Genomic DNA, 12,876 nt, shown 5'->3' with positions numbered 1-12,876 from the left:
GCAGATCCGCATGCCGATCGTCGAGTTCACCGAGCTGTTCAAGCGCTCCATCGGCGAAGTGACCGACATCGTCGAAAAAGAGATGTACACCTTCGAAGACCGGAACGGCGATTCCCTGACCCTGCGTCCAGAAGGCACCGCAGCCTGCGTACGTGCAGTGCTCGAGCACGGCATCACTGGCGGTGGCCAGGTGCAAAAACTCTGGTACATCGGCCCGATGTTCCGTCACGAGCGCCCGCAGAAAGGCCGTTATCGCCAGTTCCACCAGATCGGTTGCGAGGTTTTCAACCTCGACGGTCCGGACATCGATGCTGAGCTGATCGTGCTGACCTGGCGCCTGTGGGGCGAGCTGGGCATCCGTGATGCGGTCAAGCTCGAACTCAACAGCCTGGGCACTGCTCAAGCCCGTGCACGTTATCGTGATGCGTTGGTGGCGTTCCTGTCGGCGCGCATGGACAAGCTGGACGAAGACAGCCAGCGTCGTCTGAAGACCAATCCGCTGCGCGTGCTCGACACCAAGAACCCGGACACTCAAGCCGTGCTGGTAGACGCGCCCAAGCTGGCCGACTACCTGGACGAAGAGTCCCGTGTGCACTTCGAGGGTCTCAAGGCCCGTCTGGATGCCGCGGGTATCCCTTATGTGATCAACCCGAAGCTGGTGCGCGGGCTGGATTACTACAGCAAGACCGTTTTCGAATGGGTCACCGACAAGCTCGGCGCCCAGGGCACTGTCTGTGCCGGCGGCCGTTACGACGGCCTGGTCGAGCAGATGGGCGGCAAGCCCACAGCGGGTGTTGGCTTCGCCATGGGGATCGAGCGCCTGGTGCTGCTGCTGGAAACCCTGGAGCAGATCCCGCAAGAGATCTCGCGTCAGGTCGACGTTTACCTCTGCGCCTTCGGCGAGGCTGCCGAACTGGCCGCGCTGGCGCTGAGTGAGCGCGTTCGTGATCAATTGCCGAACCTGCGTCTGCAGATCAATGCCGGTGCCGGCAGCTTCAAGAGCCAATTCAAGAAGGCCGACAAGAGCGGTGCGTTGTACGCGCTGATCCTCGGTGACGACGAACTGGCCCAGCAAGTGGTAGGTTTCAAACCCCTGCGTGGCCAGGGTGAACAACAAAGTATTGCCTGGGATGCGCTCGCTGCGCACCTGGCCACCTGCGTCGTGCAGGGTTGAAGCTGTCAAACAGCCGATTTAGCGAATAAGGAGTATTGGGGTGTCGAGTACCGAAGATGAACAGCTGGCGGAATTGAAAGACTGGTGGCAGCGTAACGGCAAACCCCTGGTGACTGGCGGCCTGCTGGCCCTGGTTATCGTGTTCGGCTGGCAGGCCTGGCACAAGTATCAGAACAATCAGTCGCAAGGCGCTTCGGTGCTCTATCAGCAACTGCTTGAAACCACCCTGACGCCGGATGGCAAGCCTGACGCTGCCCGGGTTGCGGATCTGGCCGGCAAGCTCAACAGCGAGTTCGGCGGCACGGCCTATGCGCAATACGGCAACCTGTTCGTGGCCAAGGTAGCCGTGGACACCGGCAAGCTGGACGACGCAGCGGCGCAGTTGAAAGCGGTAGCCGACAAACCGGCGAACCCGACCCTGGGTGAAGTGGCGCGTCAGCGTCTGGCCCAGGTACTGGCGGCGCAGAACAAGGCTGATGAAGCCCTGAAGCTGCTCGACGGTGATGCCGACAAGGCGTTCCTGGCGACCCGCGAAGAACTCAAGGGTGATCTGCTGGTCCAGTTGGGCCGTGTGGATGAAGCCCATGCGGCATACCAAAAAGCCAAGGCGGCGCTCTCGGATGAAGCAGCGGTCGGTGGCTTACAAATCAAGCTGGACGACCTGGCCAAAGGGGATGCATGACGTGATCCGTTGGAAACATGCAGCATTGCTGGCTCTGGCCTTGTTGGCCGCGGGTTGCAGCAGCAACAGCAAGAAAGAACTGCCGCCGGCTGAACTGGTCGACTTCAAAGAAGAAGTGGTCCTGCAGAAGCAGTGGAGCCGTTCGATCGGTGACGGTCAGGGCGAAACCTACAACATGCTGGTGCCGGCCATCGATGGTGACACCATCTATGCCGCCGACGTGACTGGCGTTGTGGTTTCCATGGATCGCATGAACGGCGACGTCAAATGGAAGAAAGATCTCGAACTGCCTGTTTCCGGCGCCGTCGGCGTGGGTTACGGCCTGGTCATGATCGGCACTCTGAAAGGCGAAGTGGTTGCCCTGGACGCTTCCAGCGGTGAAGAGAAGTGGCGCGCCCGGGTCACCAGTGAAGTGCTGGCTCCGCCAGCCACCAACGGTGACGTGGTTGTGGTCCAGACTCAGGATGACCGGGTGATTGGCCTCGATGCCAGCACCGGCAACCAGCTCTGGCTCTACGACAGCACTCCAGCGGTACTGACCCTGCGGGGCACCAGTGCGCCGTTGGCGACCAACCGTCTGGCCCTGGCCGGTCTCTCTACCGGCAAGGTGGTGGCGCTGGATATCCGCAACGGCGTGCCGGTGTGGGAGCAGCGTGTCGCTATTCCACAAGGCCGTTCCGAGCTGGATCGGGTAGTGGATATCGACGGCGGCTTGCTGCTGTCCGGCGGTACCCTGTACGTCGCCAGCTATCAGGGACGTGTAGTTGCCCTGGACCTGGAGAGCGGTCGTCCGCTGTGGCAGCGTGACGCTTCCAGCTATGCCGGTGTGGCGCAAGGTTTTGGCAGCGTCTATGTCAGCCTGTCGTCGGGCACTGTGGAAGGCGTGGACGAGCGTTCGACCACGGCCCTGTGGAGCAACGACTCCCTGGCCCGTCGTCAACTGTCGGCCCCGGAAGTCTTCTCCAGCTACGTAGCGGTGGGCGACCTGGAAGGTTACCTGCACCTGCTGAGCCAGGTTGATGGTCGTTTCGTCGGCCGTGCCCGCATCGATAGCGACGGCCTGCGGGCCCGTCCGCTGGTGGTGGGCGACATGATTTATGTGTATGGCAACAGCGGCAAACTGGAAGCCCTGACCATCAAGTAATGGTTTGACTATGCTTGGGGGGACCCCCAAGCGAACTGTAGGAGCGGGCTTGCTCGCAATGGATGCCAGGTGACGCCAGCTTGCTGGATGAGCGCGGCGCCATGGAGTCAATCGCGAGCAAGCTCGCTCCTACAGTGCTGCCCCGAGCACCAGCCGCTGCCTCGCAGCGGCTTTTGTATTTTCGCAATTAACGCAGTGGAGAGCCGCATGGTTCCCGTAATCGCCCTGGTGGGCCGACCTAACGTCGGCAAGTCCACCTTGTTCAACCGCCTGACTCGGACTCGCGACGCCATTGTCGGCGACCTGTCCGGTCTGACCCGTGATCGCCAATACGGTGAGGCCAAGTGGCAAGGGCGTACCTATATTCTGATCGACACCGGCGGTATCTCCGGTGACGAACATGGCATGGATGAAAAGATGGCCGAGCAGTCGCTGCTGGCCATCGAAGAAGCCGATGTGGTGTTGTTCCTGGTGGACGCCAAGGCCGGGTTTACCGCGGCCGACCAGATGATCGGCGAACACCTGCGCAAACGTAACAAGACCTCCTACGTGATCGCCAACAAGGTCGACAACATCGACCCGGACATGGCTCGCGCCGAGTTCGCGCCACTGGGCATGGGCGACGCGGTTCCGATTGCTGGTGCCCATGGCCGCGGCATCACCCAGATGCTGGAAATCGCCCTGAGCGAGTTCCCCAAGGATGACGCCGACGAGCCGGAAGACGGCGAGGAAGAGATCGTCGCCGAAGGCGAGGAAGCCAAGCGCATTCCTGGTCCGAGCGAGAAAGACGGGATCAAGATCGCCATCATCGGTCGTCCCAACGTGGGTAAATCCACGCTGGTCAACCGCATGCTCGGTGAAGACCGGGTCATCGTCTACGACCAGCCCGGCACCACCCGCGACAGTATCTACATCCCGTTCGAGCGTAACGACGAGAAGTACACGCTGATCGACACCGCCGGTGTGCGCAAGCGCGGAAAGATCCACGAGGAAGTCGAAAAGTTCTCGGTGGTCAAAACCCTGCAGGCGATCAAAGACGCCAACGTGGTGATCTTTGTCATGGACGCCCGTGAAGGCGTGGTGGACCACGACCTGAACCTGCTGGGCTTCGCCCTGGAAGCCGGTCGGGCCCTGGTGATTGCCCTGAACAAGTGGGACGGCATGCAGCCGAGCGAACGCGACTACGTGAAGACCGAGCTGCAACGCCGGTTGTTCTTCGTCGACTTCGCCGATATCCACTTCATCTCGGCCTTGCACGGTACCGGTGTGGGCAACCTCTACCAGTCGGTGCAGAACTCCTTCAAGTCGGCGGTGACCCGCTGGCCGACCAGCCGCCTGACCCAGATTCTCGAAGACGCCGTTGGCGAGCACGCGCCGCCCATGGTCAACAACCGTCGGATCAAGCTGCGCTACGCCCACTTGGGCGGTGCCAACCCGCCGCTGATCGTGATCCACGGCAACCAGGTGGAGAAGGTACCGAAGTCCTACGTGCGTTACCTGGAAAACACCTACCGTCGCGTACTGAAGCTGGTGGGCACGCCGATTCGTATCGAGTTCAAAGGTGGCGAGAACCCGTACGAAGGCAACAAGAACACGCTGACCGACCGCCAGGTCAACAAGAAGCGTCGTTTGATGTCGCACCACAAGAAGGCCGACAAGAAGCGCCGCGACAAGCGCTGAACCACCGGGACTTGTGTTGGTAAGAGGGCGCCTTGGGCGCCCTTTTTCATGCCCGGTGTTTGGGCTATTCTCGGGGCCTCCCGCGCCGTCGTAGAGCCGGGTGTTCAGCAGGGAATCCTCATGATCACCAGTAAGCTGCCGAATGTCGGCACCACCATCTTCACGCAAATGTCCCAGCTCGCGGTTGAAACCGGAGCGCTCAACCTGTCCCAGGGCTTTCCTGATTTCGAGGGTCCCCAAGCCTTGCGTGACGCGGTTGGGCGGCATATTGCCAATGGCCATAACCAGTACGCACCCATGACCGGCTTGCCGGCCCTGCGCCAGCAGGTGGCGGCGAAAATCGCTCGCAGCTATGGCGTCGAGGTCAACGCCGACAGCGAAGTGACCATCACTCCGGGCGCCACCCAGGCCATTTTCTGTGCCATCCAGGCGGTGATTCAGCGCGGTGACGAGGTCATCGTTTTCGACCCCTGTTACGACAGTTATGAGCCGGCAGTGGAGCTGGCCGGCGGCCGTTGTGTGCATGTGCAACTGGGCCTCGAGGACTTTGCCATTGACTGGCAGAAACTTGGCCAAGCCCTGAGTCCGCGCACGCGGATGATCATTCTCAACACTCCGCACAACCCCAGTGGTGCCTTGATCAGCCGTGCCGAACTGGACCAGTTGGCAGCGCTGATCCGTGATCGCGACATCTACCTGGTCAGCGATGAGGTCTATGAGCATCTGGTGTTCGACGGCGTCCCCCATGTCAGCGTTTTGGCCCACGAGGAGCTGTATCAGCGGGCTTTCGTCGTCAGCTCCTTCGGCAAGACCTATCACGTGACGGGTTGGAAGACCGGTTATGTCATTGCTCCGCCGGCTCTGAGCGTCGAGCTGCGCAAGGTGCATCAATATGTCAGCTTCTGCGGTGTGACCCCTTTGCAGTACGCTCTGGCGGACTTCATGGCCGAGTGCCCGGAACATGTCGAGCAGTTGCCGGCCTTCTACCAGGCCAAGCGTGATCTGTTCTGCGACTTGCTGAACCCTTCGCGCTTCAGCTTTACCCGGGTGGCCGGCACCTACTTTCAACTGGTGGACTATTCGCAGATTCGTCCAGACTTGAATGACGTCGACATGGCGACATGGATGACCCGCGAACACGGCGTGGCAGCCATTCCGGTGTCGGTGTTCTATCAGCAGCCGCCCCAGGGGCAGCGTCTGGTACGGCTGTGTTTTGCCAAGCGCGAGGAGACGCTGCGTCAGGCAGCGGAGAAACTATGCGTGATCTGAGTGCGTTACCCGATCTGAATCTGGCATTGATCCAGACCACCCTGGCCTGGCATGACCGTCAGGCCAATTTCGAGCATTTCGAGCAGTTGCTGGAGCAGGCCCGCGGTGCGGATCTGATCATTCTCCCGGAAATGTTCACCACCGGTTTCTCCATGGAGTCCAGCACCCTGGCTGAGGCGGAGAACGGCCCCACCAGCAAATGGCTGCGCTGCCAGGCGAAGAAGCTCGATGCGGTGATCACTGGCAGTGTGATCATTCAGGCGGCGGACGGCAGCCATCGCAACCGTCTGTTGTGGGCACGTCCCGACGGCGAAGTCTGGCACTACGACAAGCGCCACCTGTTCCGCATGGCCGGCGAGCACAATCACTTCACCCCTGGCGAGCGCCAGGTGCAGTTCGAACTCAAGGGGTGGCGGATTCGTCCGCTGATCTGCTACGACCTGCGCTTTCCGGTGTGGAGCCGCGATGCCCAGGACACTGATCTGCTGCTGTACACCGCCAACTGGCCCGGGGCTCGGCGGCTGCACTGGAACCGCTTGCTGCCGGCCCGGGCCATTGAAAACCTGTGCTACGTCGCTGCGGTGAACCGGGTGGGTACCGACGGCAAGGGCTTTGCCTATACCGGTGACAGCCAGGTGCTGGACTATCAGGGCGAGACCCTGCTCAGTGCCGGGGAGGCGGACGGGGTGTTCCAGGTACGCTTGAACGCCGGTGAGTTGGCGGCCTACCGAGCACGCTTTCCCGCGAATCTCGACGCCGATACCTTCAGGTTCACCTAGAAGTGCTGGGACGCAGCTCTACACTTTTTTACAGATTGCACATATCAAGCTTCAGGGATGAAGGCCGATAGGACGGACATTCAGGAGGAATCAGTCATGACCACCATCAATGCCAATGTCGTCAATCCTTACCCGCTGTCCGCGCCGAAAGCGGTGGTCGGGGAAGCCGAAGACACCAGCACCAGCCCACTGGCGCCGGTGGCTGAAAGCAAGGACGCCGAAGACAAGGAACTGCGAGTCAACTCCGCGGATGCCAGTATCGATGCCGTGAAAGGCGCCGGCGATCCGGTCGAGCAGTTGCAGAAGCAGATCGAACAGACCCAGAAGATCCTGACACAGCAACAGGCGCAACTGGCCAGTGTCGAGAAGGGCCAGGCCAGCGATGAGCAGAAAGTCCAGCAAGTGATGGAGATCCAGACCCAGATCGCCGTGACCAACAGCACCTTGCAAGTGTTGCAGGCAGCCTTGTTGCAGGCCATGTTCAGCGTCGATGTGCATGCCTGAGGCACGCATCGCCGGTTGTTAGGCTGATGCCACAGACAAAAAGGCCCCGAGGAGCAGGACTCCCCGGGGCCTTTTTTGTCAGGGCTGCTTAAGCGGCCTTGGCTTCCTGCTCGCTCAGGGAGCGGTTCAGGGCACTGAACAGCGCCTTGAAGCTGGCAGTGGTGATGTTTTCATCGATACCCACACCGTGGACCGCACGTTCACCGTTGACCCGCAGTTCGATGTAAGCCGCCGCCTTGGCGTTGGTGCCCGCACCGATGGCGTGTTCGTTGTAGTCCATGATCTCTACAGGAATCGGCAGGCCGGCCACCAGGGCTTCCAGGGCGCCGTTGCCCTTGCCGCGCCAGTTCAGGTTGGTCTCGCCCTGACCCTTGCTCGACACTTCCACTTCCACGGCGCTATGGCCGTTCTCTTCCTGCAGGCGATGGCTGACCAGCGCGTACGGGGTATTGGCCTGCAAGTACTCGCTGTGCAACAACGCGTGGATTTGCTGGGCGGTCATCTCCAGACCCAGGCGGTCGGTTTCACGTTGCACCACTTGGCTGAACTCGATCTGCATGCGGCGCGGCAAGCTGATGCCGTATTCCTGTTCCAGCAGGTAGGCGATACCGCCTTTACCCGACTGACTGTTGACGCGAATGACCGCCTCGTAGCTGCGGCCGATATCGGCTGGGTCGATCGGCAAGTACGGCACTTCCCACAAGCCATCGGCTTTCTGCTGGGCGAAGCCCTTGCGGATCGCGTCCTGGTGGGAGCCGGAGAAGGCGGTGTGGACCAGGTCGCCGACATAGGGGTGACGTGGGTGCACGGCAATCTGGTTGCACTCTTCCACGACTTTGCGCACGCCGTCGATGTCGGAGAAGTCCAGTTCCGGGTTCACACCCTGGGTGTAGAGGTTCAAGGCCACGGTGACCAGATCGACGTTACCGGTACGTTCGCCGTTGCCGAACAGGCAGCCTTCGACACGATCGGCGCCCGCCATCAGGCCCAGTTCGGTGGCGGCTACACCGGTGCCACGGTCGTTGTGGGTGTGCAGGCTGATGAGCACACTGTCACGACGGTTGATGTGGCGGCAGAACCACTCGATCTGGTCGGCATAGATGTTTGGCGTCGCCACTTCAACAGTGGCCGGCAGGTTGAGGATCACCTTGTTGGCCGGCGTCGCGTTCCAGACTTCCACCACGGCGTCGCAGACTTCCTTGGCGAACTCCAGTTCGGTGGCGCTGAAGGTTTCCGGCGAGTACTCGAACTGCCATTGGGTTTCTGGTTGCTGGGCGGCGTATTTGACGAACAGCTTGGCCGCGTTCACTGCGATCTCTTTCACCCCGGCCTTGTCCTGGTTGAAGACAATGCGGCGGAACGAGGGGCTGGTGGCGTTGTACAGGTGGACGATGGCTTTCTTGGCACCACGCAAGGATTCGAAGGTGCGGGCGATCAGGTCTTCACGGGCCTGGGTCAGCACCTGGATGGTGGTGTCGTCCGGGATGTGGCCGCCTTCGATCAGGGTGCGCACGAAGTCGAAGTCGGTTTGCGAGGCAGCGGGGAACGAAGCCTCGATCTCTTTCACGCCGACGGCCACCAAGGTCTTCCAGAAACGCAGCTTCTTGACCGCGTCCATCGGCTCGATCAGCGACTGGTTGCCATCACGCAAGTCCGAGCTGCACCAGATCGGCGCGCGGGTGATGGTCTTCGACGGCCAGGTACGGTCCGGCAAGTTGATGGTCGGGAACGCGCGGTACTTGGAGGATGGGTCTTTGAGCATGGTCATGGAGAAATCCTTATTGTCCGGGCCGAAAAGAGGCGGCCTACCGGTGGGTCAAGAGTGAAGTGTTGACGCAGGGGGATGAGGCACCGCGATTCAGCCTGGCAGTCGTGCGCTGACGAGGCAGAGGCTCCGGTGTTGACGACGCTGAATGAGGGTGTGAGAGGTCTTCATGTGCTCAACCCTAACCACTGAGGTGAGAGATGGCAAGCAGTCGAAAAAAATTGAGAGGAATACTCGAAATAGAAACTATATCGAGATTTTATGCTGCCTATTCTTTGAAAGAATACTAACGATTGCGCAGTCATGATGGCCTGCGCAATCCTCGCGGGAGCCGGCTTGCCGGCGATCAGGGCCCGGGATCAGGGTTGAAACGCCCCGATAAAGATCGCCGGATCGACCCGTGCATCGTTCAGGCTGATATTCCAGTGCATATGCGGGCCGGTAGCGCGTCCGGTCGAACCCACCTTGCCCACCACGGCCCCACGAGCTAGGGACTGACCCACCTTCACGTCGATCTTCGACATGTGGCAGAACATGCTGATAAAGCCCTGGCCGTGGTCGACGAACACCGTGTTGCCATTGAAAAAGTAGTTGCCGGTCAGGATCACCTTGCCGGCCGCCGGGGTCTTGATCGGCGTGCCTGCCGGCACTGCGAAATCAAGGCCGGCGTGGGGATTGCGCTCCTCGCCGTTGAAGAACCGGCGCACACCGAACTTGCTCGACAGCGGCCCGTTCACTGGTTTGTCCAACAGCAGGTTGCTCGGGGTGTTGGGGCTGAAGCTGCGATAGGCTCGGAGCTGCTCTGCCAGTTCACCATCGATGCGTTTGAGGTCAGCCGGGTTCGGATTGACCTGGCGCTGGTTCTTCAGGGTGATGTGCTGCTCGGGGTACTTCTTGCTGCCCACCACGAAGTTCAGGCTGCGGTTGCCGGCGCTGATCTGCTGGGTGCCCGGCTTGACCGTCAACGGGATACCGACAATGGCCAGCCAGTTGTTCTGCTCCTTCACCACCAGCACGGGTTTGCCCTGGTAGCTGGCCTTGGGTGCCTGGGCTGCGCTGCCCAGGTCCACTACCGCCACGCCACCAGGCACGGGTTTGTTCAACAGGCGAGTGATGTAGCTGTCGGCGTTGGCGTTGAAGGCCAGGCACAGCAACAGCAGGGAAGCGAGAAAGCGCGGCATGGATCAGTCCAGTAAAGAAAGAGTGACAGGCGTCAGGTGGTTGTCTTCGACTCGCACCTGCAGTTCGCCTTCGCCCAGGCGGGCGGTGAGGCGCTGGCCATTGCGAGTCTGGGCGGCGGTACGGATGGCATGGCCGCGGTCGTCCAGAAGAATGCTGTAGCCGCGCCCCAGGGTGGCCAGGGGGCTGACCACATGCAGGGTCTGCATTTGACTGTGCAACTGCAGGCGTCGGGCTTTCAGGCCTTCGCGCATGGCTCGGGGCAGGCGTTCGGCGAGGCTGTCCAGGCGCTGGCGCAATAGGGCCAGTTGCCGTCCCGGATGCTGGGCGCCGAGGCGTGTTTCCAGGCGGATCAGGCGCTCGCGCCGGGTATTGAGGTTGCGCTCGAAGGCCCTGCGCATACGCATATCCAGGTCATCCAGGCGTTGTGCTTGCTGGCGCAGGCGTTCACCTGGATGGCGCAGGCGTCGGGCCAGGCCGTCCAGGCGCAAGCGGTCGCGCATCAGCCGGTCGCGGATGCGCATCACCAGACGGCGATGCAGGCTCTCGACCCGACGTTGCAGGTCACTGGAGTCGGGGGCCAGGAGCTCGGCAGCGGCGGAAGGCGTGGGGGCGCGAACGTCGGCCACGAAATCGCTGATGGACACGTCGGTTTCATGACCGACGGCGCTGACGATTGGCGTGACACAGGCATCCACCGCCCGGGCCACGGCTTCTTCGTTGAAGCACCAGAGGTCTTCCAGCGAGCCGCCGCCACGGGCCAGGATCAGCGCGTCGAAGCCTCGGGCATCGGCCAGTTGCAGGGCGCGGACGATCTGCGCCGTGGCCTCGCGACCCTGCACGGCCGTGGGGATCAGAGTCAGTGCTACCTGGGGCGCACGGCGGCGGAATACGCTGATGATGTCGCGGATCACCGCGCCGGTGGGTGAGCTGATAATGCCGATGCGTTGCGGGTGGGCCGGTAGCGGTACTTTGCGTTCGGCACTGAACAGTCCTTCGGCGCTGAGCTTTTCCTTCAGCGCATCGAAGGCCAGACGCAGGGCGCCGTCACCGGCCGGCTCCACCGTGTCGAGAATCAGTTGGTAGTCGCCGCGTCCTTCGAACAGCGAGACCTTGCCCCGGACCTTGACTGCCAGGCCGTCCTTCAGCGCCTGGCGGACCCGCGCAGCATTCTGTCGGAACAGTGCACAGCGCACTTGGGCACCGCTGTCCTTGAGGGTGAAGTACACATGGCCGGAAGCCGGACGGGCGAGGTTGGAGATCTCGCCTTCGACCCAGATATTGCTGAACACGTCCTCAAGCAGCACCCGGGCGCGGCCGTTGAGCTGGGTGACGGTGAGGACCTCGCGGTCCAGGCCGAGTCGTGCGAAGGGATCTTTAATCATGGGGCTCAGTTTAAAGGGCTGTCAGGCAATGGAACAACGCAAATCGGCAGTTCCAGGTGAGTACGGAAATGTTCGACGAACTGTGCCACCAGGGGCGTGGGTTGCTGACGATAGGCGAGGGCGACGGTGCTTTGGCAGTCGGTATCGGCCAGGGGCAGGAAGCGGACGCCGGCCGGGGCAATGTCCTGCATCGACGCGGGCAGCAGGGCAATGCCGAACCCGGCCTGGATCAACTGCAACTGGGTGGTCTTGCGCGACATCACCCGCGCCGCCTTGGGAAAGAAACCCTGGCGCATGCACAGCTCGGCCGACAGGTAGCTCAAGCCGCCGCGCTGTGGATGAGGGATGGAGATAAAGGCCTGGTCCCTGAGCTGTGCCAGGTCCACCCCATGAGGCGCAGGCTCCAGTGTCAACGGATGCTCCGCAGGCACTGCCAGCAGCAGCGGCTCACTGAACAGTGGCACGATCTGTACGCCTTCGCGCTGGCGCAGTACCGGCAGGCGCAGCAGGCCGATATCCAGCCGGCCTTCGGCGAGCTCTTGCAACTGCCCCTCGGAGGACAGTTTGACCATGTCCATGGACGCCCCGGGGCAGGATTGCAGATAACCGCTGATGCCCTGCAGCAGGCGGCCGCTCATGGGCACGGTGCTGGAATGGCTCAGCCGTAGCGTGCCCAATTGCCCCTGGCCCACCTGGGTGGCCAGTTCGCTGGCCTTGTGCAGCTCAGTCAGCAGGTTGCGCGCCTTGGGGAAGAACGCCTCACCGGCGGCGGTCAACCGTGGCAGGCGTGCGGTGCGTTCGAACAGTGGGGTTTGCAGCTGGCTTTCCAGCTCCTTGATCTGCCGGCTGAGGGCCGATTGGGCGACGAACAGGCGCTCTGCCGCAGCACTGAAGCTGCCGCATTCGGCGATTTCCACGAAGTAGCGCAATTGACGGGTCGAAATCACAAGACATGCCTTTTTGTGATGAGTAGGCGACTTTGACGATATTAGTCGCAAGGCTCACGGCTGGCTAAAGTCGTTGCGTACTGACTAAGGAAGTTGCAGTGATGAGCGTGATCATCGAGGGTTTGAACCAGTGGTCTTTTGGTCCGGGCGGTTGGCTGGTCATCGGTCTGGGGATCGCGCTGGCGTACGTGGTGTTTGGCATTGCCGGTTTCGGCACGGCGCTGGTGGCGGGACCGATCCTGATCCTGTTCATGCCGTTGTCGAAAATCGTGCCGCTTCTGGTGCTGCTGGATTTTGTCGCGGCCTTCGGCAACCTGCTGCCGTCGCGCAAGGATGTGGCCAAGCCCGAATTGTTGCGCCTGCTGCCG

Annotated in this window: 11 protein-coding genes and 1 pseudogene; 8 read left to right on the top strand and 4 right to left on the bottom strand. The window is 61.7% G+C overall.

What is annotated here, in order from left to right:
* The 7 genes from hisS to BLX41_RS09585 all read left to right on the top strand — a co-directional run.
* Nucleotides 1-1,174: histidine--tRNA ligase (hisS, locus tag BLX41_RS09615; RefSeq protein WP_259744622.1), on the top strand; the 1,174-nt coding region annotated here is incomplete at its 5' end.
* A gap of 40 nt (nucleotides 1,175-1,214) precedes the next feature.
* A complete protein-coding gene (locus tag BLX41_RS09610) occupies nucleotides 1,215-1,856 on the top strand; it encodes a tetratricopeptide repeat protein (protein WP_123724699.1) in 642 nt (213 codons plus the stop codon).
* Nucleotides 1,849-3,000: an outer membrane protein assembly factor BamB gene (bamB, locus tag BLX41_RS09605; RefSeq protein WP_123724698.1), complete on the top strand. Its 1,152-nt coding sequence runs from the start codon at nucleotides 1,849-1,851 to the stop codon at nucleotides 2,998-3,000. The genes BLX41_RS09610 and bamB overlap by 8 nt, the downstream gene beginning before the upstream one ends.
* 207 nt (nucleotides 3,001-3,207) lie before the next feature.
* Nucleotides 3,208-4,680 (top strand): ribosome biogenesis GTPase Der, encoded by a 1,473-nt coding sequence (gene der, locus BLX41_RS09600; protein ID WP_123724697.1) that lies wholly within the window; start codon nucleotides 3,208-3,210, stop codon nucleotides 4,678-4,680.
* Nucleotides 4,681-4,800: 120 nt separating this feature from the next.
* On the top strand, nucleotides 4,801-5,949 hold the full coding sequence (locus tag BLX41_RS09595; RefSeq protein WP_123724696.1) for a pyridoxal phosphate-dependent aminotransferase: 1,149 nt from the start codon (nucleotides 4,801-4,803) through the stop codon (nucleotides 5,947-5,949).
* Nucleotides 5,937-6,728, top strand: coding sequence for an amidohydrolase (locus BLX41_RS09590; protein WP_123724695.1), 792 nt, complete (start codon nucleotides 5,937-5,939; stop codon nucleotides 6,726-6,728). Before BLX41_RS09595 ends, BLX41_RS09590 begins: the two co-directional genes overlap by 13 nt.
* A 96-nt stretch (nucleotides 6,729-6,824) precedes the next feature.
* On the top strand, nucleotides 6,825-7,232 hold the full coding sequence (locus BLX41_RS09585; RefSeq protein WP_123724694.1) for a hypothetical protein: 408 nt from the start codon (nucleotides 6,825-6,827) through the stop codon (nucleotides 7,230-7,232).
* 88 nt (nucleotides 7,233-7,320) lie between these two features.
* Here the strand turns inward: BLX41_RS09585 and leuA are convergent, their stop codons facing one another.
* The 4 genes from leuA to BLX41_RS09565 all read right to left on the bottom strand — a co-directional run bounded on the left by leuA (nucleotide 7,321) and on the right by BLX41_RS09565 (nucleotide 12,508).
* The gene (gene leuA, locus BLX41_RS09580) at nucleotides 7,321-9,000 is read right to left on the bottom strand and encodes a 2-isopropylmalate synthase (RefSeq protein ID WP_123724693.1); all 1,680 of its coding nucleotides are present in this window, start codon (nucleotides 8,998-9,000) and stop codon (nucleotides 7,321-7,323) included.
* Nucleotides 9,001-9,356: 356 nt separating this feature from the next.
* Nucleotides 9,357-10,178, bottom strand: a complete 822-nt coding sequence (locus tag BLX41_RS09575) for a M23 family metallopeptidase (protein WP_123724692.1) — start codon at nucleotides 10,176-10,178, stop codon at nucleotides 9,357-9,359.
* 3 nt (nucleotides 10,179-10,181) lie between these two features.
* A complete protein-coding gene (xseA, locus tag BLX41_RS09570; RefSeq protein WP_123724691.1) occupies nucleotides 10,182-11,561 on the bottom strand; it encodes an exodeoxyribonuclease VII large subunit in 1,380 nt (459 codons plus the stop codon).
* A 5-nt stretch (nucleotides 11,562-11,566) separates the two neighbouring features.
* Nucleotides 11,567-12,508: a LysR family transcriptional regulator gene (locus BLX41_RS09565; RefSeq protein ID WP_123724690.1), complete on the bottom strand. Its 942-nt coding sequence runs from the start codon at nucleotides 12,506-12,508 to the stop codon at nucleotides 11,567-11,569.
* Between the two features lie 101 nt (nucleotides 12,509-12,609).
* Here BLX41_RS09565 and BLX41_RS34910 point away from each other — a divergent pair.
* A pseudogene (locus BLX41_RS34910) lies at nucleotides 12,610-12,876 on the top strand (sulfite exporter TauE/SafE family protein); the annotation flags it as partial.

It is taken from the genome of Pseudomonas protegens (genome assembly GCF_003732485.1).
In the GTDB taxonomy this organism is placed as follows: domain Bacteria; phylum Pseudomonadota; class Gammaproteobacteria; order Pseudomonadales; family Pseudomonadaceae; genus Aquipseudomonas; species Aquipseudomonas protegens_B.
This window is presented reverse-complemented; position numbering and strand designations above follow the sequence as displayed.